The 24,426-nt window shown below is 63.1% G+C and carries 25 protein-coding genes; 11 read left to right on the forward strand and 14 right to left on the reverse strand.

Translation table 11 applies throughout. The features are described from left to right. Positions 1–9: 9 nt before the first annotated feature. Genes ASD07_RS16300 through ASD07_RS16310 form a run of 3 tightly spaced genes read right to left on the reverse strand, consistent with a single transcriptional unit; the run spans position 10 to position 2,677 of the window. On the reverse strand, positions 10–495 hold the full coding sequence (locus ASD07_RS16300; protein ID WP_055932473.1) for a glutathione peroxidase: 486 nt from the start codon (positions 493–495) through the stop codon (positions 10–12). Then, positions 495–1,631 (reverse strand): PilT/PilU family type 4a pilus ATPase, encoded by a 1,137-nt coding sequence (locus tag ASD07_RS16305; RefSeq protein WP_055932476.1) that lies wholly within the window; start codon positions 1,629–1,631, stop codon positions 495–497. Before ASD07_RS16305 ends, ASD07_RS16300 begins: the two co-directional genes overlap by 1 nt. Before the next feature lie 2 nt (positions 1,632–1,633). Beyond that, entirely contained in the window at positions 1,634–2,677 is a 1,044-nt protein-coding gene (locus ASD07_RS16310; protein ID WP_055932479.1) for a type IV pilus twitching motility protein PilT, read from the reverse strand. A gap of 57 nt (positions 2,678–2,734) precedes the next feature. On the opposite strand from ASD07_RS16310, the gene ASD07_RS16315 reads away from it, so the two are divergent. Continuing rightward, positions 2,735–3,442, forward strand: coding sequence for a YggS family pyridoxal phosphate-dependent enzyme (locus ASD07_RS16315; RefSeq protein WP_055932482.1), 708 nt, complete (start codon positions 2,735–2,737; stop codon positions 3,440–3,442). Between the two features lie 6 nt (positions 3,443–3,448). Further along, on the forward strand, positions 3,449–4,285 hold the full coding sequence (proC, locus tag ASD07_RS16320; protein ID WP_055932484.1) for a pyrroline-5-carboxylate reductase: 837 nt from the start codon (positions 3,449–3,451) through the stop codon (positions 4,283–4,285). 8 nt (positions 4,286–4,293) lie between these two features. On the opposite strand, the gene ASD07_RS16325 is transcribed toward proC, so the two are convergent. The 4 genes from ASD07_RS16325 to ASD07_RS16340 are packed head-to-tail and all read right to left on the reverse strand — an operon-like array spanning position 4,294 to position 11,355. Further along, positions 4,294–6,525: an ATP-binding protein gene (locus tag ASD07_RS16325; protein WP_055932487.1), complete on the reverse strand. Its 2,232-nt coding sequence runs from the start codon at positions 6,523–6,525 to the stop codon at positions 4,294–4,296. 45 nt (positions 6,526–6,570) lie between these two features. After that, complete coding sequence (locus ASD07_RS16330; RefSeq protein ID WP_055932490.1) at positions 6,571–8,964, reverse strand: TonB-dependent receptor; 2,394 nt, start codon at positions 8,962–8,964, stop codon at positions 6,571–6,573. A gap of 13 nt (positions 8,965–8,977) precedes the next feature. Continuing rightward, positions 8,978–10,108 (reverse strand): SO2930 family diheme c-type cytochrome, encoded by a 1,131-nt coding sequence (locus ASD07_RS16335; protein WP_229207177.1) that lies wholly within the window; start codon positions 10,106–10,108, stop codon positions 8,978–8,980. Further along, positions 10,108–11,355 carry a parallel beta-helix domain-containing protein gene (locus ASD07_RS16340; protein WP_055932493.1) on the reverse strand — a complete coding sequence of 416 codons (1,248 nt, stop codon included), beginning with the start codon at positions 11,353–11,355 and terminating at the stop codon, positions 10,108–10,110. Before ASD07_RS16340 ends, ASD07_RS16335 begins: the two co-directional genes overlap by 1 nt. A gap of 111 nt (positions 11,356–11,466) precedes the next feature. Here ASD07_RS16340 and ASD07_RS16345 point away from each other — a divergent pair, with 111 nt between their 5' ends. Continuing rightward, positions 11,467–12,471, forward strand: coding sequence for a GlxA family transcriptional regulator (locus ASD07_RS16345; RefSeq protein WP_055932496.1), 1,005 nt, complete (start codon positions 11,467–11,469; stop codon positions 12,469–12,471). Here the strand turns inward: ASD07_RS16345 and ASD07_RS16350 are convergent. The 4 genes from ASD07_RS16350 to ASD07_RS16365 all read right to left on the reverse strand — a co-directional run bounded on the left by ASD07_RS16350 (position 12,444) and on the right by ASD07_RS16365 (position 15,522). Further along, positions 12,444–13,193 carry an ABC transporter substrate-binding protein gene (locus ASD07_RS16350; protein ID WP_200953812.1) on the reverse strand — a complete coding sequence of 250 codons (750 nt, stop codon included), beginning with the start codon at positions 13,191–13,193 and terminating at the stop codon, positions 12,444–12,446. The genes ASD07_RS16345 and ASD07_RS16350 overlap by 28 nt on opposite strands. A gap of 76 nt (positions 13,194–13,269) precedes the next feature. Further along, entirely contained in the window at positions 13,270–13,650 is a 381-nt protein-coding gene (locus tag ASD07_RS16355; RefSeq protein ID WP_055932502.1) for a YqjD family protein, read from the reverse strand. Between the two features lie 48 nt (positions 13,651–13,698). After that, a complete protein-coding gene (gene ubiA, locus ASD07_RS16360) occupies positions 13,699–14,553 on the reverse strand; it encodes a 4-hydroxybenzoate octaprenyltransferase (protein WP_055933501.1) in 855 nt (284 codons plus the stop codon). Between the two features lie 30 nt (positions 14,554–14,583). Next, positions 14,584–15,522 (reverse strand): hydrogen peroxide-inducible genes activator, encoded by a 939-nt coding sequence (locus tag ASD07_RS16365; protein ID WP_055932505.1) that lies wholly within the window; start codon positions 15,520–15,522, stop codon positions 14,584–14,586. A 97-nt stretch (positions 15,523–15,619) separates the two neighbouring features. Between ASD07_RS16365 and ASD07_RS16370 the strand changes: the two genes are divergently transcribed. The 3 genes from ASD07_RS16370 to ASD07_RS16380 are packed head-to-tail and all read left to right on the forward strand — an operon-like array spanning position 15,620 to position 17,559. Beyond that, on the forward strand, positions 15,620–16,816 hold the full coding sequence (locus ASD07_RS16370) for a PilT/PilU family type 4a pilus ATPase (protein ID WP_055932508.1): 1,197 nt from the start codon (positions 15,620–15,622) through the stop codon (positions 16,814–16,816). Further along, positions 16,813–17,295: an adenylyltransferase/cytidyltransferase family protein gene (locus ASD07_RS16375; RefSeq protein ID WP_055932511.1), complete on the forward strand. Its 483-nt coding sequence runs from the start codon at positions 16,813–16,815 to the stop codon at positions 17,293–17,295. The genes ASD07_RS16370 and ASD07_RS16375 overlap by 4 nt, the downstream gene beginning before the upstream one ends. A gap of 9 nt (positions 17,296–17,304) precedes the next feature. Then, entirely contained in the window at positions 17,305–17,559 is a 255-nt protein-coding gene (locus ASD07_RS16380; RefSeq protein WP_055932513.1) for a hypothetical protein, read from the forward strand. A gap of 24 nt (positions 17,560–17,583) precedes the next feature. Here the strand turns inward: ASD07_RS16380 and ASD07_RS16385 are convergent, their stop codons facing one another. Further along, positions 17,584–18,042, reverse strand: a complete 459-nt coding sequence (locus ASD07_RS16385; RefSeq protein ID WP_055932517.1) for a DUF421 domain-containing protein — start codon at positions 18,040–18,042, stop codon at positions 17,584–17,586. Positions 18,043–18,172: 130 nt separating this feature from the next. Here ASD07_RS16385 and ASD07_RS16390 point away from each other — a divergent pair, with 130 nt between their 5' ends. Then, complete coding sequence (locus tag ASD07_RS16390; RefSeq protein WP_162246568.1) at positions 18,173–18,910, forward strand: hypothetical protein; 738 nt, start codon at positions 18,173–18,175, stop codon at positions 18,908–18,910. A 13-nt stretch (positions 18,911–18,923) separates the two neighbouring features. Here the strand turns inward: ASD07_RS16390 and trmL are convergent, their stop codons facing one another. Together trmL and ASD07_RS16400 are read right to left on the reverse strand one after the other, a co-directional pair. Continuing rightward, positions 18,924–19,394: a tRNA (uridine(34)/cytosine(34)/5-carboxymethylaminomethyluridine(34)-2'-O)-methyltransferase TrmL gene (gene trmL, locus ASD07_RS16395; protein ID WP_055932523.1), complete on the reverse strand. Its 471-nt coding sequence runs from the start codon at positions 19,392–19,394 to the stop codon at positions 18,924–18,926. Between the two features lie 9 nt (positions 19,395–19,403). Then, positions 19,404–20,141, reverse strand: coding sequence for a ComF family protein (locus ASD07_RS16400; RefSeq protein WP_055932526.1), 738 nt, complete (start codon positions 20,139–20,141; stop codon positions 19,404–19,406). 60 nt (positions 20,142–20,201) lie between these two features. Between ASD07_RS16400 and ASD07_RS16405 the strand changes: the two genes are divergently transcribed. From ASD07_RS16405 to ASD07_RS31775, 4 genes are all read left to right on the forward strand, one after another. Further along, a complete protein-coding gene (locus tag ASD07_RS16405; RefSeq protein WP_055932529.1) occupies positions 20,202–21,125 on the forward strand; it encodes a methyltransferase domain-containing protein in 924 nt (307 codons plus the stop codon). A 335-nt stretch (positions 21,126–21,460) separates the two neighbouring features. After that, positions 21,461–22,687 carry a cytochrome c oxidase subunit II gene (gene coxB / locus ASD07_RS16410; RefSeq protein ID WP_055932532.1) on the forward strand — a complete coding sequence of 409 codons (1,227 nt, stop codon included), beginning with the start codon at positions 21,461–21,463 and terminating at the stop codon, positions 22,685–22,687. Positions 22,688–22,700: 13 nt separating this feature from the next. Further along, positions 22,701–24,299 carry a cytochrome c oxidase subunit I gene (gene ctaD / locus ASD07_RS16415; protein WP_055932535.1) on the forward strand — a complete coding sequence of 533 codons (1,599 nt, stop codon included), beginning with the start codon at positions 22,701–22,703 and terminating at the stop codon, positions 24,297–24,299. 9 nt (positions 24,300–24,308) lie between these two features. Beyond that, positions 24,309–24,425, forward strand: coding sequence for a cytochrome oxidase small assembly protein (locus tag ASD07_RS31775; protein ID WP_229207178.1), 117 nt, complete (start codon positions 24,309–24,311; stop codon positions 24,423–24,425). Position 24,426 lies beyond the last annotated feature (1 nt).

Consider the following 24,426-nt stretch of genomic DNA (forward strand, 5'->3'; position numbering starts at 1 on the left):
GCCCCTTCCTTATTGCGCTATCAGCTTCCTGATTTCATCCGCCAGGTCGGCAGGCTTGGTGGTCGGCGCATAGCGGTCATGGATGCTGCCGTCCTTGCGCACCAGGAACTTGGTGAAATTCCACTTGATGCTTTCCCAGCCGAAGATGCCGGGAGCGTTCTTCGTCAAATGCCGGTACAGCGGATGCGCATTGTCGCCTTTGACCTCGATCCTGGCGAACACCGGGAAAGTCACGCCGTAGTTCTTTTCGCAGAAGGCGCCGATTTCTTCAGCGTTGCCGGGTTCCTGCTGGCCGAACTGGTTGCAGGGGAAGCCCAGTACTTCGAAGGGCTGGCCGGCAAACTCCTTGTGCAATTCCTCCAGCCCCTGGTACTGCGGCGTGAAGCCGCATTTGCTGGCGGTGTTTACGATCAGCAGCACCTTGCCCTGGTACTGCTTCAGGTCCACGTTCTGGCCCGCCAGGCTGTCGGCGCTGAAATCGTAAACAGTGGTCATCAGATGATCCCCAGGTGCTCGGTACCGGCCGCCAGGTCGCGGGTTTTCGCATCCTTCGATTCCAGCTTGATGGCAAGGCGCAGGTCGTTCACCGAGTCGGCGTTGCGCAGCGCATCTTCATAGGTGATCTGGCCGGCTTCGTACAGGTCGAACAGCGCCTGGTCGAAGGTCTGCATGCCCAGTTCGCGCGAGCGCTTCATCAGTTCCTTGATCTCATGCACCTGGCCCTTGAAGATCAGGTCGGCGATCAGCGGGGAATTGAGCATGATCTCCACCGCCACGGCGCGGCCCTTGGCATCCTTTTTCGGGATCAGGCGCTGCGAGATCATGCCTTTCAGGTTCAGCGACAAGTCCATCAGCAGCTGCTGGCGGCGCTCTTCAGGGAAGAAGTTGATGATACGGTCGAGCGCCTGGTTGGAACTGTTGGCGTGCAGGGTAGCCAGCGCCAGGTGGCCGGTTTCGGCGAAGGCGATCGCGTGGTCCATGGTCTGGCGGTCGCGGATCTCGCCGATCTGGATCACGTCCGGCGCCTGGCGCAGGGTGTTCTTCAGCGCGATTTCCCAGTCTTCGGTATCGACCCCCACTTCACGCTGGGTGATGATGCAGTTGCGGTGCGGGTGCACGAATTCGACCGGGTCTTCGATGGTGATGATGTGGCCGTAGCTGTTGGCATTGCGGTGGCCCACCATGGCGGCCAGCGTGGTCGATTTACCGGAACCGGTAGCGCCGACCATGATCACCAGGCCGCGCTTGGACATGATCACGTCCTTCAGGATCGGCGGCAGGCCCAGTTCGTCGAACTCGGGGATCGAGCTGTTGATGGTACGCAGCACCATGCCGACGGAGCTCATTTGCACGAAGGCCGAGACGCGGAAACGCCCCAGGTCGCCCGGGCTGATGGCGAAGTTGGCTTCCTTGGTCTGCTCGAAGGAAGCGGTCTGCTTGTCGTTCATGATCGCACGGGCCAGGTCGGAGGTGTGGGCCGGCGTCAGGGCCTGCGCCGACACCGGCGTCATCTTGCCGTCGATCTTGATGGCCGGCGGGAAGCCGGCGGTGATGAATAAGTCGGAGCCCTTCTTGCTGACCATCAGGCGCAGCAAGTCGAACATGAATTTTGAAGCCTGGTCGCGTTCCATGATTAGCCTGGGAAATTATCTGGGATCTTGGCCGCTGCGCGCGCTGCGGCCGGGGAGATCATGTTGCGACGGATCAGGTCCGTCAGGTTCTGGTCCAGGGTCTGCATGCCGACGCTGTTGCCGGTCTGGATCGAGGAATACATCTGCGCGATCTTGGCTTCGCGGATCAGGTTACGGATGGCCGGGGTGCCGATCATGATTTCGTGCGCGGCGACGCGGCCGGAACCGTCCTTGGTCTTGAGCAGGGTCTGCGAAATGACGGCCTGCAGCGATTCGGACAGCATGGCGCGAACCATTTCCTTTTCTTCCGCCGGGAAGACGTCGATGATACGGTCGATGGTTTTCGCGGCGGAGGAGGTGTGCAGCGTGCCGAACACCAGGTGGCCGGTTTCCGCCGCCGACAGCGCCAGGCGGATGGTTTCCAGGTCGCGCAATTCGCCCACCAGGATCGCGTCCGGGTCTTCCCGCAGCGCCGAGCGCAGCGCGTTGTTGAACGACAGCGTGTGCGGCCCCACTTCGCGCTGGTTGATCAGGCACTTTTTCGATTCGTGCACGAATTCGATCGGATCCTCGATGGTCAGGATGTGGCCGTATTCGTTTTCATTGAGGTGGTTGACCATTGCTGCCAGCGTGGTCGACTTGCCGGAGCCGGTCGGGCCGGTCACCAGCACCAGGCCGCGCGGCTTGAGTGCGAAGTCGGCGAAGATCTTCGGCGCATTCAGTTCTTCCAGGGAGAGGATCTTGGAAGGAATGGTACGCAGCACGGCCGAAGCGCCGCGCTCCTGGTTGTAGGCGTTGACGCGGAAACGCGCCAGGCCCGGAATGGCGAACGAGAAGTCGCATTCCAGCATCTCTTCATAGGCCTTGCGCTGGCCGTCGTTCATGATGTCATAGATCATGCCGTGCACGTCTTTGTGCTCGAGCGGCGGCAGGTTGATGCGGCGCACGTCGCCGTGCACGCGTATCATCGGCGGCAGGCCTGCCGACAGGTGCAAGTCAGATGCCTTGTTCTTGACGGAGAATGCGAGAAGTTCGGAAATGTCCATTTATAATCCCTGTGCTTTTTCAATAGCCAAAAAAGCTTGGCCCTGTCTCATTCGATTATGTCCACAATAGCCCACAACTTGCAAGTTGTTACTGAAGCAATTAACGTTGCCGCACGCGAAGCGCGGCGCGTTCCCAACGAAGTGCAGCTGCTGGCTGTTGCCAAGACCTTCCCGGCGCAGGCAGTTTTCGAGGCGGTGCTGGCGGGACAGCGTGCTTTTGGCGAAAACTATGTGCAGGAAGGGGTGGACAAGATCCACGAACTGGCAAAAATGCGCGGCTGCACGCCGTTGGAGTGGCATTTTATAGGACCAATCCAGAGTAATAAGACGCGTCTTATAGCCGAAAACTTCGATTGGGTGCACACGATTGAACGCGAAAAGATCGCGCAGCGCCTGAGCGGGCAGCGGCCCGCGCACCTGCATCCCATGCAGGTCTGCATCCAGGTCAATACCAGCGGGGAGGCCAGCAAAAGTGGCGTACTGCCCGCCGACGCCGCAGCACTGGCCCGTACCGTGGCCGCGCTGCCGCGCCTTGTCTTGCGCGGCCTGATGGCCATCCCCGAGCCGGAAGACGATTTCGACAGGCAGCGCGCGGCCTTCCGCGTGCTGCGTGAACTCTACGATCAATTGCGGGCCGAGGGCATTGCGCTCGACACGCTGTCGATGGGCATGTCGGCCGATATGCGCGCCGCCATCCATGAAGGCGCGACCATTGTGCGCGTCGGCAGCGCCATTTTCGGCGCCCGCGACTACAACCAAGGGTAAGAAGTAATGAAAATTGCATTTATCGGCGGCGGGAATATGGCCGCTGCGCTGATCGCCGGCCTGGCCGGCAAGTTGACGCCCGGCGCAAATATCCACGTGGTGGACCCCAACCCGGCATCGCTGGAAAAGCTGCGCCAGGAGTACGGCGTGAGCGTTGCCGCTGCGGCCGGCGAGCCGGTGGCGGCGGCCGAAGTGCTGGTGCTGGCAGTCAAGCCCCAGGTCATGCACGAAGTGACGCAGCAATTGCTGCCGCTGCTGCAGGCGGCGCAGGCGGCCGGCCGTGCGCCGCTGGTGCTGTCGATTGCAGCCGGCATCCGCGCCGCCGACCTGGCGCGCTGGCTGGGCGGTTATCAGTCCATCGTGCGCACCATGCCGAACACGCCGGCCCTGATCGGCATGGGCGTGACCGGCATGGTGGCGTCCTGCGGCGTCAGCGCCGGGCAGCGCGCGGCGGCCGACCAGATCCTGCGCGCCGTCGGCGCCACGGTCTGGCTGGACGACGAGGCGAAAATCGATGCGGTGACGGCGGTTTCCGGCAGCGGCCCGGCCTATGTCTTCTATTTCATCGAAGCGATGCAGCAGGCGGCCCAGGAGTTGGGCCTGAGCGCCGAGCAGGGCAGGGAGCTGGCGATGGCTACCTTCAGCGGCGCCGCCCAGCTGGCGCTGCAGTCGACCGATCCGGTAGCGGTGCTGCGCGAAAAAGTGACCTCGAAGGGCGGCACCACCTATGCCGCGCTGGCCAGCATGGAGTCAAGCGGCGTCAAGGCGTCCATCATCTGCGCCGTCAAGGCTGCCGCCGCGCGCGGCAAGGAACTGGGCGAGCAGCTCGGCGCCGCCGGCTGAGCGGCGCCTCAGGCCGGCGCCAGGCTGCCATGGGCTGCAGTGCGGCCCAGGCCGGCCAGCAAGGCCGCCAGTTCGACTTCCACCTCCGCCACCAATGGCGGGATGCGCTCGATCTTGCCGGCTTCGGCCAGCATTTCAACCAGGCCACACAGGGCGCTGAGTTCGCGCGCGCCGAACAGGCCAGCGCTGCCTTGCAGGCTGTGCGCGTTCAGGCTGATGGCCGCCATGTCCGCGCACTGGATGCCTTGCCGGATCGCGGCAAGCTGGCGCGGGCCTTCCTGCATGAAGGCGGCGCATGCGGCAGGGCTTAAGGCGCGGCCAGGCGCGGCCGGCATGGCGCCGCCTTCGGTACCAAACATGGCGTCGAGGTCGGCCCGGCGCGGCGCATGCAGCTGCAAGCCGGCATGGCGGCCAATTTCCGCATGCAGGTTTGCTTCATCGATCGGCTTGGGCAGGAAACCGTTGGCGCCCGCTTCCATGAAGCGTTCGCGCTCCTCGGCTGCCGCATTCGCGGTCAGCGCAATGACCGGGATCGCGGGCTGGCGCACGCCGGCCGCGCCGGCGCGCAGCAGGCGCAGGGCGGCGATGCCGTCCATGCGCGGCATGCGGCTGTCCATGATCACCAGGTCGAAGTCGCGTTCCGCCAGGCGTGCCAGTGCAGCGGCGCCATCTTCCGCGATGGTTACCGCGTGCCCCATGTCGCCCAGCAGCTCGCGCAGGATGATCTGGTTGGTGCTGCCATCTTCCGCGCACAGGACCTGCAGGCGCACTGCATGCGGGGTGCGCGCCTCCAGTGCCCGCTCGACTGCCGGCTGCCCGGCCGGCAGCGGCAGCTGCACCTTGAACACGCTGCCGGCGCCGCGTTCGCTGCGCACCTCGATCGTGCCGCCCATGGCATCGACGATGTTCTTGCAGATTGCCAGGCCGAGGCCGGCGCCGCCATATTTGCGCGAAGTGGCGGCATTGGCTTGCTCGAATTTGCGGAACAGGCGGGAAATCGCATCCGGTTCGATGCCGATGCCGGTATCGCTGACCAGCAGCTCGATGCCGCCGTTGTGTCCCATGCCGGCAGTCATCCGTACTTCGCCGCGTTCGGTGAACTTGACGCCGTTGCCAACCAGGTTCATCACCACTTGGCGCAGGCGCAGCGGGTCGCCGCGCCACCAGCGCGGCAAGGCCGGGTCGATCTCCGCCACCAGCGAGATGCCCTTGGTTTCGGCGCGGTCGGCCAGCAGCGCCACCACGTCGCGCAGCAGGGCCGGCAGGTCGAAGTCGATGCTCTCGAACGGCATCTTGCCCGCTTCCAGGCGCGAAAAATCGAGGATGTCGTTAATGATGTGCAGCAGCACTTCCGCATTGCCCAGGCCGATGCGCAGCTTGTTGCGCGTTTCCGCCGACAGGGTGCGGTCTTTCTTCGCCAGCTGCAGCATGCCGATCACGCCGCCCAGCGGGGTACGCACTTCGTGGCTGATCATGGCCAGGAATTCCGATTTCTGCTCGTTCGATTCCTCGGCCGCCTTGCGGGCCGCGGTCGACTCGCGCAGTTCCAGGTCGCGTGCCTGCAGGGCGGCCACCTGCTTCTCCAGCGCCTGCTGCACTGCGCGCTGGCGCGCCAGCGCGCCTTCCAGCCCATTCAGCAGGTAGGCGCAGGACACCACCAGCACGGCCGCCACCAGGGTGAAATTCAGCGCAACCAGCGACCAGTGCATCAGCATGCTGACAAAGACGTTGGCCAGGCCCGGATCGATGCCGCCGAAATAGCCGACCGCGAACAAGGTGGCGCTGCAGCAGAGCAGGGCTGCCATGGCGGGACGGATGCCGAGCAGCACAGTGCATAGTATCGGCACGGCGAGCAGGTAGGGCTGGACCAGCGGGCCGACGGCGAAAAGCTGCACCACGGCGAGCAGGTAGCAGATGGCCAGGAAGGCCAGCGCCCGGAAGCGGAAAGAGGGGGAGCGGCAGAAATACAGGGCGCCGACGCACAGCAGGGCGACGATGTCGCTCACGATCAGCGGCCACTGGTTCATCTTCATGCTGCCCACGACGCTGGGCACCGCAACCAGCATGCCGAGGAAGAATGCGACGGCGCACAGCCCGTTCAGCAGGTTGTTGCGCCAGATTTGCAGGCTGTCAGCCTGTTCGTTCAGGCCATGCAGCCGCCGGGATATGAAATCCCCTGGCCCGTCGTACTGCGCGGGCCGCTCGGCTTGGGCGGGAGGACTCTTGGCGGGGACGAACATTGCAACATAAAAGTTTGGCTAAGAGGTTGATTTTACTACAATTCGTCACATGTTCACGCGCAGCTCAAGGCCGAACTGGCGCGGCGAATTGACCATCGCATAGGGCGTGCCCAGCAAACCGGTGGTCATATTGCCAATACTGGTCACGTAACGTTTGTCGAACAGGTTGTTGGCGTACAACGCCAGCGCCCATTGATGGCTGGCCGCTTCATAGCCGGCGCGGAAGTCGGTGCGCTGGGTGGAGCTGCCGACGCGAAAGCGCGGCGTGGCCAGGCAGGCACCCTGCAGCGCATCGGCGTTGCAGCGCGTGGCGCCGGTGTAGGCGTGCTGCAGGGTGAAGTTCAGGTCGCCGCCCGCCACGTCGCGCACCCAGTAGTCGGCGCCGAGCGCCGTGGTCCATTTCGGCGTGCCCACCGGCTGGCCATCGAGCCTGATGCCGTCGCTGGTGGTGAAGGTCTTGTAAGTCTGGTCGATGTAGGCGGCGCTCATGTTCAGGCGCAGGTCGCGTACCGGCTGCCAGCGCATGTCGAAATCCAGCCCGTGCGCTTGCTGGTCGCTGCTGGTGACCTGGTAGGTCGGGATCGCCGATCCATTGTTGACCAGGGCCAGCGACTGCAGGTTGCTGAACTTGTATTTATAGAGCGAGGCGTTGACCAGCAGCTTGTACTGGCGGTAGTAGTTCTTCACGCCGACTTCGGCATTCCAGACCTTTTCCGGTTCGTAGGTGGCATTCACCTGCAGCGCATTGAAGCCGCCGGCCTGGTAGCCCTTGGCGATCGAGCCGTAGAGCAGCATGTCGTCATTGAGCTTGTAGTCGAGCACTGCGCGCGGGCTGCTGTCGTTCCACTTGTTCTTTCTGGACAGCGGCGCCGAAGTGGCGCCGGCGCTGGTGAACTCGATGTTCTGGCTCATGGCGCCCAAGGCCATCATCAGTTGCTCCGGCGTGAGGGCGCCCATGCCGACCAGCGCGTCGAAGAAGCCGAGGTTTTGCAGGTTGGCGATGCTGTTGTCCAGGCCTGCGGCCGTGCGCGGCGGGCTGTACCAGCTGAAGCGCTTGTCGTCGCGCGTGAAGCGCACGCCGGTGGTCAGGTTCAGCTTCGGCGCCAGGTGCCAGATCACGTCGCCGTAGATTGCAGTGGCCTTGTAGCGCCCTTCAACGTGCATGTTTTCCTGCCAGGGGTTGCCCAGCAGCCCGGCCGGAATGTCGACGGCTGCCGCGGCGCCTTCCAGCAGGCTGAAAACGGGGAAGCTGGCGACGTTGCCGAAGATGGTGTCGAGGGTATTGGTGTTGGTGTTGACCTGGCTGGTCTGCTTCGCCTTCTCATGATAGAAGCTCAGGCCCGTGACCCAGTCGGCCATGCCGGTATTGCCCGACAGGCGGAACTCCTGCTGCCAGCTCCGGTTGCGTTCCGAGTTTTCGGTATCGACATAATGGGTGGCCAGGTTGGTGCCGTCGTTATCCTGCCGGTTGCGCGAGTCGAAGCGGCGGTAGCCTGTGGTGGAATTGAAGGTGGCCCAACCCAGCGGCACTTCGATGCGCAGCGTGCTGCCGCGGAAGTCGCGCGTTTCGCCGTTGTGCATGGCGTCGTTGTAGACCGGGGCCGTGCGCGGGTCGAGGTAGCCGGATGGATCGGCCGGCACCACGGGCACGCCGGCCACCAGGCCGATCGCCGGGCGCGCCATATGGTCGAGCTTTTCCGCCTCCACCGACAGCAGCACCTTGGCGCGCGCCGGGGCGTCCCAGCGCAGGGTGGCGCGCACGCCGTTGTCGGTGCCATGCTGCAGTTTTTCGCCGGTGGCTGCGTCCTTCAGCCAGCCGTCGGTGCCATGGTGCACGGCCGTGATGCGCAGCGCCGTGGTATCGCCAAGCGGGGTATTGGCCAGCAGCTCCACATTGCGGGTGTGGAAGCGGCCATAGCGCAGGCGCGCCTCCAGTTCGGTGTCGCGGCCCGGTTCCCGCGTCACGACCGAGATGGCGCCGGCGGCGCTGTTGCGCCCGAACAGCGTGCCTTGCGGGCCTTTCAGTACTTCGATGCGCTGCACGTCGTTGAAGTTCATGATCGCGCCGCCGGTCTTGCCGGCATAGACGCCATCGATGTACATGCCAACCGGGGCGTCGGTGCCGATGCCAAAGTCGCCGGTGCCGATGCCGCGCAGCGAAAGCGAGGGCTGGGTCGCCTGCTCGGCGTTGACCGACAGGCCGGGAATATAGCCGTTCATTTCAGCCAGGCTGGGAGCGGCCAGCTTGTCGATCTGGTCGGCGCCGATGATCTGCAGCGCGATCGGCACGTCCTGGGCCTGCTGCGTGCGGTTCTGCGCGGTGACCACCACGACATGGGTTTCTTCCTTCGGCACCGGCTCGGCGGCGACGGCGGCGCCGCTGCAGACGAGCAGGGCGCTGGAAATGCTGGACGACAGGACTTTCTTGCGCAGCTTCATGTGGTCTCCCCCGTTATTGTTGGTTGCAGCTTTCCTTCATCGATGCGATCCATTCGCGTATCAGTTCCACCCCTTCGCGGTGCGAAGTGGTGCGTCCCAGTTCCGGCATCATCACGCCCGTTGCGGTCGACTTCAGGCGGAATACGAAGATCGAATCATCGGGCTTGCCGGGATTGATGCCGAAGGCGTGGCCGCCGGTGCCGGCGCCGGCCGCCACGGGCGGCTTGCACAGGCCCAGGTGCTGGTTGGCCGGCGCACCGATTTCCAGGTGCAGGGCGGTCGTGTTGGCCGTGCCCTTGTGGTTATGGCAGTGGGCGCAGTTGATGTCGAGGTAGGCGCGGGCGCGGGCCTCGATCGGGGCATTCCTGTCGCGCCAGTCGACGTTGTGCGGCAGCTCGGCGGCGGCCGGCAGGCCGGACAGGTAGCCGGCCTGCGCCATCTTCTCCAGCTGCCCGTTCAGGTTGATGTGGCGCGCCTTCAGGCCGAGCGGCTCGAACTTCTTGCTCTTCAGGTCCGCCACATGGCAGGAGGCGCACTGGTTGACATTCGGCACCACATAGGTGAACTTCTGGCGGCCCTGGGCCGACACCAGTTCCATCGGCAGCTGGTCGCCGGTGCGTTTCAGTTCGGCCTCGGTCTGCGCTTCGTTCCAGACATAGGGCAGGGCGATCCAGCCCGTTTCGCGCCGCACCAGCAGGCGCGTCTCCATCAGCCTTACCCTGGACAGGTCGAGCGCCGTGCCGGTGCCGCTGTCGTCGGTGGCCAGGACGGCCTGGCTGCCGCCGTCGCGCGGGTAGTAGAAGGTCTTGCTGATGATGGTCCCGGTCGGGAAATCGAAGGCGGTATCGGGCTTGTATGCAGCCGACACGCCCTTCGGCATCCACACCGTGCGCAGCTTATGGGCATAGTCGCTGAACAGCGGCGTGTTCAGGGTATAGGGCAGCACTTCCTTGTTCAGCACCAGGCGGCCCTCGCTGGCGGCCATCAGGCGCCATGCACTGAGTTTCTCCGGCCGCCCTTCGGCGATGAAGTTCACGGGTTCGGCGGGCGGGGCAGGGCTGCGTGCGCAGGATGCGAGAGCGAGTGCGCACGCCGCCATGCCGGCCGCCCGCAGCGGGCGGAAAGCGGGGACGGCAAGCTTCATCAGGACTGCGAGCTGAGTTGAGGGATGCTGACCGGCGGCAGCTTGGCAAGCTGGCAGCGGTGCGGGGCCGAATCGGCTTTCGGGTTCTTGTACTTGTTGGGGCCATCGGCGTTCAGTACTTCGGCGCCGTCCTGCACGCAGATGCGCGTTTCGGCCGGCATCACGCCATTCCTGGCCAGCGCATTGTCGGAATAGCCGTCCCACAGCACGTCGGGCAGGTGGCCGGACAGGCCGTACAGCGCCACCTTCAGCGCTTTCAGGTCCAGCCCATCGGGCGCATCGCCGCCGCCCTTGAAGCGGTTGCCGTAGACGTAGATCGCCTTTGGATACGGATCGTAATCCTTGGCCACGCCCTTCTCGGTGAAGTAGCCGGTCGAGTGGTAGCTGGAGATGATGACGTTGGCGGTCTGGTTATTGGCGATGTCGTTGTCGAAGATTTCCACCTTCGAGTTCGAGTTGATCACCACGCCCGAACCGGCCGGCACGCTGGCTACCGCCGTGCCTTTGGCGGCGAAGTTGCCCAGGTTGTTCTCGTCGACCTTGTTCCTGAACACTCGCGTGCTGTGGCCCGGCTGCTGCAGGTTGGGCATGTTGAACACCAGGATGCCGCCGGTATTGCCGGTAGCGACGTTGTCGTACACATCGGCGTTGATGGTGTTCTCGATTTCGATGCCGGCCACATTGGCCTCGGCGCGCGAATTGCGCACCACCACGTTCTGCGACTGGCCGACGTAGATGCCCGCATCGGAGGCCGCGATGGCCACGCAGTGTTCGATCAGCACATTCTTGGTCTTGACCGGGTAGATGCCGTAAGCGCCGTTGCTGACTTTGGAGCCGCCGGTCCACTGTACCTTCACGCTGCGGATCGTAATGTGGTCGCCATCATTGATCTTCAGCCCATCGCCCTTGGAGTCTTCGATGGTCAGGCCTTCGATGGTGAAGTTGTTGCCGTAGACGAGCAAGCCTTCCGGCCCCGTTACCTGCGGTTTGAAAGACAGGATGGTCTGGTCCATCCCGGCCCCGCGTATGGTCACGCCGTCGGCGCGCAGCTGCAGCCCGCTGGTGAACTTGTATTTGCCGGCCGGGATCTCGATTACCGAGCCGGGCTTGGCGTCGAGCAGTTGTTCCTGGAGTTGTTTCTGGAACGCCAGGTCGGCAGCCGAAGCCGGCGCCGGCAGTGAAGGCGTAGTCTTGTAGCAGGCCGATAGCAGGGCGCACAGCGCCAGTGCGCCGATGGCTTTGTACATACATGTCTCCCGTTTATTGTTGTAGGGATGCAGCAGCGAAGCCAGTATATCTGTCCATTATTGAAATGTTATGTGCAAGATCGGCCAATTCTGCTGTTAGTATCGGCCAGGATGAGAGCGCCGGTTACCATCGCCATCTATGTGGGGGACGATTGCTGGGGAGGCCTTGCCCTGCTGGCACGGGAGGCGTTTGCCATTGCCGGCACGCTGCATGCGCGCAATGCGGATTTGCAGGCTGCCGAGCTGTTCCGCGTGCGCCTGGCCGCAATCGATGGGGCGCCGGTGCGCTCCTTCACCGGTCCGCGTCTGCAACCGGAGGCGATGCTGGCCGAGCTGCCGGCGCCCGATGCCGTGATCGTCCCGCCATACTACCTGCCGCTGGCCGCGCGCCAGCCGATTGCACCGGCGCTGCAGGAATGGCTGCTGCAAGCCCATGCCGCGGGCGCCATGCTGGTGGGGATGGCCGGTGGCGTGCGCATCCTGGCCGAGACTGGCCTGCTCAATGGCCGCGAAGTGACCGGCAACCTGTCGGACCAGCGCGTCTTTGCCCTGCACTATCCGGAAGTGCGCTTCAGCCCCGACGTGCCGCTGGTGATCGACGGCAGCATCATCAGCGCCGGCTCGGTCAATCCCTGCCTCGATGCCTGCAGCTACCTGGTCGGCCACTTCCACGGCGACGCGGTAGCGCACAAACTTTCCCGCTACACCAATCCGGCCAGCCAGCCCAGCGCCGGACGCCTGGCAATCCGTAACGCGGGACTGAAACAGCATCGCGACCAGCGCATCCGCCAGGCGCAGGAGTACATCGAGCGCTGCTTCAAGCAGGAATTGACGGTGGAAGGGGCGGCGCAGCGCACGGCCATGAGCGTGCGCAATTTTTCGCGCCGCTTCCAGCATGCCGTGGGCATGCCGCCGCATATCTATATCGCGCGCTGCCGCGGCGAATATGCAAAGGAATTGCTGGCCCGTCCCGGCCTGTCGATGCTGCAGGTGGCGCTGCAATCGGGCTTTCGCAGCGAGGCCATGCTGCGCCGCACCTTCAGCCAGCTGTTCGGCGTGTCGCCGGCCGCATTCCGCAGCGGCGCCGCTCACTCGCCGGCCAGGTATTTGGAATAGATGGCCTGGAAGCGGCCGCTATCCTTCAGGTATTTCAGGCCGGCGTTGAAGTCGTCGCGGATGCCGCTGTCGCGGAACACGGGACGGTAATCCATCGGGTTCAGCCTGGCGAAGGCATGCTCGGTCACCGGCTTGGGCTTGAAGGATTTGTTCAGTTTGAGTTGCAGGGTGAAGTACCTGAAGATGTTGCGGTCGCTGAGCACCACGTCATAGCGGCCACGGTCCAGGGTCAGTACCTGCAGCGCCTGGTCGTTCTGCTCATAGTAGTGGCCGGCCTTGCGGACGGCGTCCAGCCAGTCCGGGTAGCGCCTGGCGGCACCGGCGAAGGAAATCACGGTCAGCCCCTGCAAGTCTTCCGGACGGCTGATCGCCAGGTGGCGTTCCTTGAGCGTGATGAAAACATTGTCGTAGAGAACGGCCGGGTTGCCGTAGAAGGCGCCCCAGGCTGTCATGTCTTCGCCCAGGTCGGTCATGGCGGCATCCACCTCGCCGGCCTTGAATGCGATGGGAATCCGCGCGAAGGAGTAATAGCGCGGCTTGAGCACGTGGCCGCGCAACGCCAGCGCTTCGCGCATCACGTCGAGTTCGATGCCGGAATCGGTTTCGGGGAAGCAGAACGGCGGGATCTTTTCGCCAAAAGCCATGCTCACTTCGGTGGCCAGGGCGGCCTGCATCCAAAGCGCCAGCGCGACGGCAGGTCCAATGTGCATGGTCCGGGGCATGGTCTACCTCAGAACGGCGGCGATGCACGTGCATGTCTGCACGCGCATGCCGCGCCAACTGCTCTGCAATCCGGCGCTAGCGGCGCGCGACCAGCAGGCCGACAATCACGCCGATGGCGGCGCCGGTAGCCACCGCCTTCCACGGGTTGTCGTGCACATAGTGGTCGGTAGCCTGGGCCGCCATCTTGCCGCGCGCGATCATGCTGTCTTCCAGCTTCAGCAAGTCGCGCTTGGCGGTACGCAGCGTGTCCTCAAACTTGGCCTTGACCATGCCAAGGTCTTCGGAATTGGCCGAGGCTGCATTGCGCAGCCAGGTTTCCGCATCCTGCACCGCCTGTTTCAGGTCGCCCATCAGCCTTTCACGGGCTTCCGTGCTTTCGTTGTGGCTATGGCTCTTGCCGTTGGCAACGCCGCCGCCGTTTGGTTTTGCCGTGGTACTTTGTGGTGTCTGGTCCATGATCGCCTCGTCTCAGTGAACAGCACTCGGATTAAATTCCAGTATAGGTCAGCGCAACGCATAGTCGAGCGCAATGCCTGCGAAGACAGCAGCGCCCAGGTAGTTATTGTGGCGGAAGGCGGCAAAGCAGGGCGCACGCTCGCGCCCGCGGATCAGGAAGTAGTGGTAAATCGCGCAGCCGGCTGCCACTGCCATGCCCAGCAGGAAGGGCAGGCCGAGGCCGAACTGCCGGCCGACCACCAGCAGGATGGCCAGGTGAACGCCATAGCAGAACATGATGGCGGCCACGTCGAAGCGGCCAAAGGTAATGGCGGAGGTCTTGATGCCGATTTTCAGGTCGTCGTCGCGGTCGACCATGGCGTATTCGGTATCGTAGGCCACGGCCCAGAACACATTGCCCAGCAGCAGCAGCCAGGCCACCGGCGGCACCGTGTTTTGCACGGCGGCGAAGGCCATCGGCATGCCGAAACCGAAGGCAATGCCGAGGTAGGCTTGCGGGATGGCGAAAAAGCGCTTGAAGTAAGGGTAGGTGGCGGCAATGACCAGGGCCGCCACGCTCAATTGCTTGACCAGGGCATTCAGCGGCTGGATCAGCAGGAAGGCTGCCAGCGCCAGGCCGGCAGCGATCAGCAGCGCTTCCTTGCCGCTGACGCGGCCGCTGGTGATCGGGCGTTCGGCGGTGCGCTTGACGTGCTTGTCGAAATCCTGGTCGGCGTAATCGTTGACGGCGCAGCCGGCCGAGCGCATCAGGAAAGTCCCGAGCGAGAAGATCAGCAGCAGCTTCCAATCGGGTACGCCGGCGCAGGCCAGCCACAGCGCAGCCAGGGTTGGCCACAGCAGCAGCACGGTGCCAATCGGCTTGTCGAGCCGGACCAGGCGGAAATAGAGTTCGAGTTTGCTCAGGGGTGGGGTAGTCGCATGCATCCCGGCATTTTACTCTTCGTGCCCGTTCAGCATGTGGACGCCGGGCAGCTGGCAGTCGGCTACTGCGGCAACGATCGCATCGATGGCTGCCTTGCGCGTGAAACTCTTGCGCCAGACCATGACCACGCGCCGGTTCGGCTCGGGGTTGTCGAAGTAGCGGAATGCCAGCATGCCGTCGCGCCCTTCCATGTCCGGCACCGAGGCGCGCGGCAGCACGGTCAGGCCGATGCCGCTGGCCACCATGTGGCGGATGGTCTCCAGCGAGGAGCCCTCGAAAGTGCGCTGCATGCCGTTGCCGGGCGAGGAAAAGCGCGCCATTTCCGGGCACACTTCCAGCACCTGGTCGCGGAAGCAGTGGCCATTGCCCAGCAAAAGCATGGTTTCGCTCTTGAGGTGCTCGGCCGGAATCTCGCTGCGCGCGGCCCAGGGATGGTTTTTGGGCATCGCCACCACGAAAGGCTCGTCATACAGCGGCTGCACCGACATGCCGTGCTCCGGCAGCGGCAACGCCATGATGGCGGCATCGAGCTCGCCCTGGCGCAGCATTTCCAGCAGCTTGACAGTGAAATTCTCCTGCAGGATCAGCGGCATCTGCGGCGTGGTTTCAATCATCCGCTTGACCAAAGGCGGCAGCAGGTAGGGCCCGATGGTGTAAATCACGCCCAGCCGCAGCGGGCCGGCCAGCGGGTCCTTGTTCTGCTTTGCCAATTCCTTGATCGCTGCCGTCTGCTCCAGCACCCGTTCGGCCTGGGCCACGATCTGGGCGCCCAGCGGGGTAACGGAGATTTCCGCCCCGCCGCGCTCGAACAGGACGACGCCGAGTTCGTCTTCCAGTTTCTTGATTGCGACAGAAAGGGTAGGTTGAGCAACAAAACAGGCCTCGGCGGCATGGCCGAAGTGTTTCGCTCTGGCAACTGCTACGATATATTTGAGCTCGGTCAGTGTCATGAACCCATTTGAACACAGTTGAATGCCTTGTTGCAATGCCATGAATGGGTGACGGCACTGGCTATAATGATCTGCAAAACCCCATAACGAGGCAAATATGTCATCCACACTCGGCCACGAAGAAGCCCAGTCGTATATTTATAAACTGCTGACGGCCATGCACCAGGTCGGCGGCTCCGACCTGTTCATTTCGGCGGATTTCCCGCCCAGTATCAAGTCGCAGGGCGCGATGCGCGCCCTGAGCCAGCAGCGGCTCACGCCGGACGTGACCCGGGCCCTGGCCTACGCCATCATGAACGAGAAGCAGCGGCGCGAGTTCGAAACCGAACTGGAGTGCAATTTCGCGATTTCGCTGCCCAATGTCTGCCGTTTCCGCATCAATGTCTTCGTGCAGCAGCAGGCGGTGGGCATGGTGTGCCGTACCATCGCTTCCGAAATCCCGAATTTCGAGAAGCTGGACTTGCCGGAAATCCTGAAAGAGGTCGTGATGACCAAGCGCGGGCTGGTGCTGGTGGTCGGGGGTACCGGTTCCGGTAAATCGACTTCGCTGGCGGCCATGATCGACTACCGCAACCAGAATTCCGCCGGCCACATCATCACGGTGGAAGATCCGGTCGAATATGTGCACAAGAACAAGAACTGCCTGATCACCCACCGCGAAGTGGGCGTGGATACCCTGTCCTGGCACCATGCGCTGAAAAACACCCTGCGCCAGGCGCCGGACGTGATCCTGATCGGCGAGATCCGCGACACCGAGACCATGGAGCACGCGATCGCCTTTGCCGAGACCGGCCACCTGTGCCTGGGCACCCTGCACGCGAATAATGCGAACCAGACCATGGACCGCATCATCAACTTCTTCCCGGAAGAGCGCCGCAACCAGCTGCTGATGGATTTATCGTCCAACCTGCGCGCCATCGTTTCGCAGCGCCTGATCCGCACCGAAGACGGTAAGGGCCGCAAAGCCGCCATCGAGATCCTGCTGAACACGCCGACCATCTCGGAGATGATCTTCAAGGGCAACTTCCACTCGATCAAGGAAATCATGGCCAAGTCGCGCGAACTGGGCATGTGCACCTTCGACCAGGCCCTGTTCGAACTCTATAATAAGGGCTACATCGCCTACGAAGAGGCGCTGCGCAACGCCGACTCGACCAACGGCCTGCGCCTGCAGATCAAGCTGAACAGCAGCCGTCCGCCACCGGACGCCGCCGCGCCAGCGGCCGCGGCGCCGAAGTCGTCGGGCGGCTTGAGCATGCAGTTGGATGACGACGAGGAAGAAGAAGGCGAATGATCGATTTTGAACAGAAGATGTGCTCGCGCGACGAACTGGCCGCGCGGGTGGCGGCGTTGCCCAAGCCGGTGGTGATGACCAACGGCGTGTTCGACATCCTGCACCGCGGCCACGTGACCTACCTGGCGCAGGCGCGCGCGCTGGGCGCCTCGCTGGTGGTGGCGGCCAATACCGATGCCTCGGTCAAGCGCCTGGGCAAGGGCGACGACCGCCCTTTGAACAACTGCGATGACCGCATGGCGCTGCTGGCGGCGCTGGAGTCGGTCAGCCTGGTGGTGCCGTTTGACGAAGACACCGCGCTGGAAGCGGTGCTGCAGGCCAGGCCCGAGGTCTACGCCAAGGGCGGCGATTACGATATGACCGCGATCCCGGAAGGGCAGGCGGTGCTGGCTTACGGCGGCAAGGCGGTGGCCATCGATTTCGAGCACGATCGCTCGACCACCAAGCTGCTGGCTAAAGTGCGCATGTTTGGACAATAGGAGGCCGTCATGGCTTTTGGTGTGCTGCTGACCGACGAAGGCGTGGCCGAATTGGGCAACACGCTGAAGGATTACCTGACTGACGGCCCCGCCGGCAAATTCCTGCCCTGCAAGGAGGCCAGTCCCGACCGCAGCTTCTTCCACCTGGTCGCCGAAGCGCGCAATACCGAGGGGGCGATGGTGGAGGTGGAACTGTACATCCCCAACCGCTACATCAAGCTGGTGATGTCGGGGCTGGAGCGCAAGCACATCGGCTTCCTCTGAGTTGCGCGGGGCAGCAAGGGCGCCTCAGTGCTGCAGGATCGTGATCTTGCCATCCGCTTCAAGGAAAGCGTATTTCATTTTTTCCTGAGGGCAGTCCGCTTCGCGCAGTGACTGCTCCAGGTCGCCTTCTGCGACGTGGTTGCGGCGCAGCGCCTCCTTGAATATTTTGCCGTCGCGCCCGAGCAGCACGGCGCTGCCTTCCACCAGGTCGGCGGCTTTCCTGCTGCGGGCGGTAATGAAGGCGATCGCCACATTCAGCGCCACCAGGGTCACCACCACGACCAGGCCGCCTGCGACCGAGTCATCGCCGCCGGTCAGGCCGGGCGACACCGATTCGCTGAGCAGCATCACGACCAGCAGGTCGAATGGCGTAAACTGGCCGATGGTGCGCTTGCCGCTGAGGCGCATCATCACCAGCAGCGCGCCGTAGATGGCGACGCCGCGCACGACATATTCCCACCACGGCAGGTCGAGCTCGAACATGACAGCCTCCTTCCGTTTGCTTATACGTCGATTCGACTGTGCCCGGCCACACGCTTCCGCCCGTCAACGCCTGCTGGCCGTGGCCTGCTGGAATTGCAAGATATATAATATTGATTTTCAGAAATATTTTATGAAACAAGCGATTATTCTTTTGAGTCTGTGCGGCAGCCTGCTGCCGGCCTTGGCGCATGCCGACGAAGTGGGCGACATGACTGAAAAGCTGCTGAAGAATGCGCCCCTGAAATGCCTCGATGAGGCGCTCACCATTTCAAACAACCATTGGCGCCGCGTCCTGCCGGATCTGGTCCTCGATGGCGCGCGTGAATCCGAAAAGCTGGGCCAGGCATGGGCACCAGGCAATGAGAACTATCGCCAGGCACACGACCTGCTGGAAATGGCATTCCAGGATGATGAGCTGAGCAACGGGCCGCTGCTTGACGCCGGTCTGCAGCCGTTGCTGCATACCATGGTCAGCAGCTGGACGCCGGCCCAGCGCGTAGAGTTCCAGGCCTTCCTGCAGCAAAAGGGTGGGCGCCTTTATTGGGACACGATGATGGACGGCGCGCTGTGCGAAGCCATGATCGAGTTAAGTGCGAAGCCACCTCACGCGCTCCCGCCGGGCGCGGACCAGAATCGCTTGAATGCGCTGGCAACCGGCATCACTATCCGCAAGGCGACGATGGAGCTGGAGTTCAAGCTGTTGCCAAAGGACCAGGCCGCCAAGGTGGATAAAGTGGGCGAGGAACTGAATAAATCCGTGAAGCAGGCATTCGGCAAGGTGTCCCAGGCCTTCGTTCCGCGCGCAAAGCAAGTGTTCGAGGCTGCCGCGCCGGAATTGAAGAAAATCGTAGCGGCCTACAAGCCGTAACGCCGACTGGCGCTCAGGCGCCGCCGGCGTAGCCGTGCTGGCGCCAGGCTTCGAACACCACCACCGCCACGGTGTTGGAGAGATTGAGGCTGCGGTTACCCGGCATCATCGGCAGGCGGATGCGCTGTTCGGCCGGGAACGATTCGCGGAACTCGGGCGCCAGGCCACGGGTCTCGCTGCCGAACACGAACACGTCGCCGGGCTGGAAGGCCAGTTCGGCGAACGGGCGCGAGCCGTGGGTGGTCATGGCGAACATGCGGCTGGGGTCCGGCTGCACGGCGGCCAGGAAGGCAGCCCAGTCCTGGTGCACCTTCATTTGCGCATATTCGTGGTAATCGAGCCCGGCGCGGCGCATCCTGGCGTCGTCGAGCGGAAAGCCGAGCGGCTCGATCAGGTGCAGCTGCGCGCCGGTGTTGGCGCACAGGCGGATCACGTTGCCCGTATTGGGCGGGATTTCCGGGTTGACCAGCACTACATGAAACAAGTTCTTCTCCTAATTCGGGTTCGGGGGCGTGCGGGCGAACACATAGTTCGTTACGCGCGCGGCGCCGTAGCGCTTCAGCGTTGCGGCCAATTCCTGCAGCGTCTGGCCGCTGCTCATGACATCATCCACCACGCCGATATGCCGGCCTTCCACCAGCGCCCGCTCGGGGATCGCGAAGGCATGCGCGATGTTGGCATGGCGCGCGCCGTGCGGCGTGCTGCTTTGGGCCTGCGTGTCGCGCACGCGTACCGCGAGTTTGCCATGTACGGCAATGCCGAGCGTCTTGCCAAGCGGGCGGGCGATTTCCAGCGCCTGGTTGAAGCCGCGCTCCGACAGCCGCTGCAGGCCAAGCGGCACGGGGCAGAGCAGGGCCGGGCGCGGCTGAAGGCCGGCGTCGGCGCGCTGCACCGCATCCGCCAGCAAGCCGGCAAACAGGCGCGCCAGCGCAAGCTGGCGGGCGAATTTTAACTGAAGCACGAGGCGGTCGACCGGAAGGGCGTAGTCGGCGGCCACCACGGTGGCGTCAAAAGCGGGGTGCTCGGCCTGGCAGCGGCCGCAGGGTACGGCTTGCGTTGCCTGGGGCGCGGGCGGCAGCGGATTGGCGCAGATCGGGCAGCGCGGCACGGCAGCGGCGAAGAATTGCCGGTGGCAGCCGGGGCAGAGCAGGGCCGGGCCGCTGGCGCCGCACAGCACGCAATTACAGGGCAACAGGGCGGCCAGCAGGCCATTGGCAATTGCTGCAGCCATCGCAAATCCCCGCGAGCGAGTAAACTGCCCGGATTATCCCATTAAAGAACCGTATTAAATATGCAAGTCCCAGCAAAACCGCCGAAATTAAGCGCTCCGATTGACCTGGATCGCGTCCGCGCCTTGTTTGCCGACCCGGCCCGCGTGGCGGAATCCGATTTCCTGCGGCGCGAGATCGCCAGCCGCATGCACGAGCGCCTGCAACTGGTCAAAGTGAACCCGCTGCGCGTGGTCGATGCCGGCTGCGGCACCGGCCCGGACTTGGCGGCCCTGCAAAAAAGCTATCCGGCGGCCCAGATCCTGGGGGTCGATACTTCCGCGGCCATGATCGCCGCCGCCCGCGGCCAGGCCGGCAAGTCGGGCCTGAGCCAGTTGATTGGCAAATTGCTACCAGCAAAATCCGGCATTGACTACCTGTGCGCCGATATGGCCGACCTGCCGCTGGCACGGAACAATGTGGACCTGGTCTGGTCTAACCTTGCGCTGCACTGGCACCCGCAGCCGGACCGCGTGTTTGCAGAATGGCATCGGGTGCTGAAGGTCGGCGGCCTGCTGATGTTTTCCTGCTTCGGCCCGGACACGCTGCAGGAACTGCGCAGCGCCTTCGCCGAGGTCGACCTGGCGCCGCACACGCTGCCCTTCGTCGACATGCACGATTTCGGCGACCAGCTGGTGGAAGCCGGCTTTGCCGAGCCGGTCATGGACATGGAAAAGATCACGGTGACTTACGACAGCGCCGACAAGCTGCTGGCCGATGCCCGCGCGCTAGGCGGCAATCCGCTGCAGACGCGCCGCAAGGGGCTGCTCGGAAAACAGGCATACCAGCACATGCTGCAGGGCCTGGAAAAGCAGCGCCGCGCGGACGGCAAGCTGGCGCTGACGTTCGAAGTGATCTACGGCCATGCCTTCCGCCCGGCGCCGAAGCTCACCAGCAGCGGCGAAGCGATCATCCGTTTCGACCTGCCAAGGAAGCCTAAAAAATAGGCAGGGCGGGGCAGGGTAACTTGCGTATACCACAGCCAGGGGTGTGCTGCCCTTGATGCAGGACATGTTCACTGAGTATAATCATTAGCTAATTTTGCCATCACTTCGCCCAGCCGAACGCAACAAGGCGGTCCAAGCCAGGCAAACATGGCAACAAAGCTACTGGTGATGTGTGGTCATCGGGAGTGTTTTTCAAGGTTCCAGCACAGTCCGGTCGCGAAATTTTTCGCGCTGGCTTGGCTCGGAGCCTTTAGGTGTTTAGCGTGCGGCAGGTCCGCGGTTAGGCGGGCCTGGCGCTCAAAAATCTTCTTTATTTTTGGGTGGTTGGGGAAAACATGAAACTTGCGAAGCGACTTCAATCGTTGATGCTCGGCTTGGCCGTTACCGCCGCTGCAATGCCGGCGTGGGCTGAGCCTGCGGCGACAGCGGCCGGCGACTACACGGCAAAGACTGGTGGCACCGGCGGTCCGATGGCCAATCAGTTGAACCTGCAGGCTCCTGCAACAAAGATCGCTGCCGACATCTACGACCTGCACACCATGATGATGTGGATCATTATGGTGATCTTCGTCGCCGTGTTCGGCGTGATGTTCTACTCGATCTTCAAACACCGCAAGTCGCTCGGCCACAAAGCTGCCACCTTCCACGAATCCACCGCTGTGGAAATCGCCTGGACCGTCGTTCCTTTCCTGATCGTGATCGGCATGGCACTGCCAGCAACCAAGACCGTGGTGGCGATGAAAGACACCTCCAACGCCGACATCACCATCAAAGCCACCGGCATGCAGTGGAAATGGGGCTATGACTACCTGAAGGGCGAAGGCGAAGGCATCTCCTTCGTCTCCAACCTGTCGACTCCGCGCACCCAAGTGGGCAATCCGGGCGAACAATTCACCGGTAAGCGCAACGAAAACTACCTGATGGAAGTGGACAACGAAGTGGTCGTGCCAGTTGGCAAAAAGATCCGTATCGTCACCACTGCCAACGACGTGATCCACGCCTGGATGATTCCAGCCTTCGGCGTCAAGCAGGATGCCATTCCCGGCTTCGTACGCGACACCTGGTTCAAGTCCGAATACACCGGCACCTTCCGCGGCAACTGCGCCGAGCTGTGCGGTAAAGAGCATGCTTTCATGCCTATCGTAGTCAAAGTCGTGACCGCCGAAGAGTACAGCGCCTGGGTCAACGGCAAGAAGAAGGAAATGGCTGCCCTGGCAGATGATCCGAACAAGACCTGGACCATCGACGAACTGAAGACCAAGGGCGAAAAAGTCTACACCGCTAATTGCGCAGTCTGCCACCAGGCAACCGGCAAGGGCGTACCTGGCGCCTTCGCGGCCCTGGACGGCTCCGCTGTGGTGAACGGCCCGAAAGCAGATCAGGTCAAGGTCCTGCTGCACGGCCAGAAATCCGGCAAGTTCCCATCCGAAATGCCGGCATGGAAGCAACTGTCGGACACCGATATCGCGGCTGTGATCACTTACACCCGCAACAACTGGTCGAACAAGCCAGCGGAAAACATCGTCCAGCCAGCCGAAGTTGTGGCTGCTCGCGCCAAGTAATTAGGAGCATTACATGAGCACTATCGATCACGCACACGATCACGCCCACGGCGACCACGATCACGCACACGATCACCCACACGGCCTGAGCCGTTGGCTGTTCGCGACCAACCACAAGGACATCGGTACCCTGTACATGTGGTTCTCGTTCATCATGCTGCTGTCCGGCGGCGTGCTGGCACTGATGATCCGTACCGAACTGTTCAAACCGGGCCTGCAGTTCTTCCAGCCTGAGTTCTTCAACCAGCTGACCACCATGCACGGCCTGGTGATGGTGTTCGGCGCCATCATGCCGGCCTTCGTCGGCTTCGCCAACTGGATGATCCCGCTGCAGATCGGCGCATCCGACATGGCGTTCGCGCGCATGAACAACTTCTCGTTCTGGCTGCTGCCGCCTGCCGCGATCCTGCTGGCCGGCTCGTTCTTCGTGCCTGGCGGCGCGACCGCTGCCGGCTGGACCCTGTACGCTCCGCTGTCGACCCAGATGGGCATCGGCATGGACATGGGTATCTTCGCCATGCACATCATGGGCGCGTCGTCGATCATGGGTTCCATCAACATCATCGTCACCATCCTGAACATGCGCGCTCCCGGCATGACCCTGATGAAGATGCCGATGTTCTGCTGGACCTGGCTGATCACCGCCTACCTGCTGATCGCCGTGATGCCGGTCCTGGCAGGCGCCATCACCATGACCCTGACCGACCGTCACTTCGGCACCTCCTTCTTCAACGCCGCCGGCGGCGGTGACCCGGTCATGTACCAGCACATCTTCTGGTTCTTCGGCCACCCGGAGGTGTACATCATGATCCTGCCGGCCTTCGGCATCGTGTCGCAGATCATCCCGGCCTTCGCCCGCAAGCAGCTGTTCGGCTACGCTTCGATGGTGTACGCCACCGCGTCCATCGCGATCCTGTCGTTCATCGTCTGGGCCCACCACATGTTCACCACCGGCATGCCGGTGACCTCGCAGCTGTTCTTCATGTACGCCACCATGCTGATCTCCGTGCCGACCGGCGTGAAGGTCTTCAACTGGATCGCGACCATGTGGAAAGGCTCGATGACCTTTGAAACCCCGATGCTGTTCTCGGTCGGCTTCATCTTCGTGTTCACCATGGGCGGCTTCACCGGCCTGATGCTGGCCGTGACCCCGGTCGACATCCAGCTGCAGGATACCTACTACGTGGTGGCGCACTTCCACTACGTGCTGGTGGCAGGTTCGCTGTTCGCGCTGTTCGCAGGCTTCTACTACTGGGTTCCGAAGTGGACCGGCCACATGTACAACGAGACGATGGGCAAGGCCCACTTCTGGCTGTCGCTGATCACCTTCAACGTGACCTTCTTCCCAATGCACTTCCTGGGCCTGGCCGGTATGCCGCGTCGTTACGCCGACTACCAGGCGCAGTTCACCGACTTCAATTCGATCGCGTCGATCGGTGCCTTCGGTTTCGGCCTGAGCCAGGTGTTCTTCCTGTTCTGCGTGGTACTGCCAACCATCCGTGGCGGCAAGCAGGCGGAAGCGAAGCCATGGGATGGCGCTGAAGGCCTGGAGTGGACCGTGCCGTCGCCGGCGCCGTTCCACACCTTCGAAACGCCACCGACTGTCAAGTAAGCAAGCACCATGTCCGACCCGAAGAAGCCGAATGGCAACCTGCGACTGGCCCTGATCTTGCTGTCGGTCGCCGTAGTGTTCTTTGTTTCCGTCATCGGCAAGCAATGGATGCTGGGGCACCACTGAA

The organism is Duganella sp. Root336D2, assembly GCF_001425005.1.
GTDB lineage: Bacteria > Pseudomonadota > Gammaproteobacteria > Burkholderiales > Burkholderiaceae_D > Rugamonas.

Coding starts and splice junctions, on each gene's coding strand:
- ASD07_RS16300 (WP_055932473.1), bottom strand. CDS start 495: ATGACCACTGTTTACGATTTCAGCGCCGACAGCCTGGCGGGCCAGAAC.
- ASD07_RS16305 (WP_055932476.1), bottom strand. CDS start 1,631: ATGGAACGCGACCAGGCTTCAAAATTCATGTTCGACTTGCTGCGCCTG.
- ASD07_RS16310 (WP_055932479.1), bottom strand. CDS start 2,677: ATGGACATTTCCGAACTTCTCGCATTCTCCGTCAAGAACAAGGCATCT.
- ASD07_RS16315 (WP_055932482.1), top strand. CDS start 2,735: ATGTCCACAATAGCCCACAACTTGCAAGTTGTTACTGAAGCAATTAAC.
- proC (WP_055932484.1), top strand. CDS start 3,449: ATGAAAATTGCATTTATCGGCGGCGGGAATATGGCCGCTGCGCTGATC.
- ASD07_RS16325 (WP_055932487.1), bottom strand. CDS start 6,525: ATGTTCGTCCCCGCCAAGAGTCCTCCCGCCCAAGCCGAGCGGCCCGCG.
- ASD07_RS16330 (WP_055932490.1), bottom strand. CDS start 8,964: ATGAAGCTGCGCAAGAAAGTCCTGTCGTCCAGCATTTCCAGCGCCCTG.
- ASD07_RS16335 (WP_229207177.1), bottom strand. CDS start 10,108: ATGAAGCTTGCCGTCCCCGCTTTCCGCCCGCTGCGGGCGGCCGGCATG.
- ASD07_RS16340 (WP_055932493.1), bottom strand. CDS start 11,355: ATGTACAAAGCCATCGGCGCACTGGCGCTGTGCGCCCTGCTATCGGCC.
- ASD07_RS16345 (WP_055932496.1), top strand. CDS start 11,467: ATGAGAGCGCCGGTTACCATCGCCATCTATGTGGGGGACGATTGCTGG.
- ASD07_RS16350 (WP_200953812.1), bottom strand. CDS start 13,193: ATGCCCCGGACCATGCACATTGGACCTGCCGTCGCGCTGGCGCTTTGG.
- ASD07_RS16355 (WP_055932502.1), bottom strand. CDS start 13,650: ATGGACCAGACACCACAAAGTACCACGGCAAAACCAAACGGCGGCGGC.
- ASD07_RS16365 (WP_055932505.1), bottom strand. CDS start 15,522: ATGACACTGACCGAGCTCAAATATATCGTAGCAGTTGCCAGAGCGAAA.
- ASD07_RS16370 (WP_055932508.1), top strand. CDS start 15,620: ATGTCATCCACACTCGGCCACGAAGAAGCCCAGTCGTATATTTATAAA.
- ASD07_RS16375 (WP_055932511.1), top strand. CDS start 16,813: ATGATCGATTTTGAACAGAAGATGTGCTCGCGCGACGAACTGGCCGCG.
- ASD07_RS16380 (WP_055932513.1), top strand. CDS start 17,305: ATGGCTTTTGGTGTGCTGCTGACCGACGAAGGCGTGGCCGAATTGGGC.
- ASD07_RS16385 (WP_055932517.1), bottom strand. CDS start 18,042: ATGTTCGAGCTCGACCTGCCGTGGTGGGAATATGTCGTGCGCGGCGTC.
- ASD07_RS16390 (WP_162246568.1), top strand. CDS start 18,173: ATGAAACAAGCGATTATTCTTTTGAGTCTGTGCGGCAGCCTGCTGCCG.
- ASD07_RS16400 (WP_055932526.1), bottom strand. CDS start 20,141: ATGGCTGCAGCAATTGCCAATGGCCTGCTGGCCGCCCTGTTGCCCTGT.
- ASD07_RS16405 (WP_055932529.1), top strand. CDS start 20,202: ATGCAAGTCCCAGCAAAACCGCCGAAATTAAGCGCTCCGATTGACCTG.
- coxB (WP_055932532.1), top strand. CDS start 21,461: ATGAAACTTGCGAAGCGACTTCAATCGTTGATGCTCGGCTTGGCCGTT.
- ctaD (WP_055932535.1), top strand. CDS start 22,701: ATGAGCACTATCGATCACGCACACGATCACGCCCACGGCGACCACGAT.
- ASD07_RS31775 (WP_229207178.1), top strand. CDS start 24,309: ATGTCCGACCCGAAGAAGCCGAATGGCAACCTGCGACTGGCCCTGATC.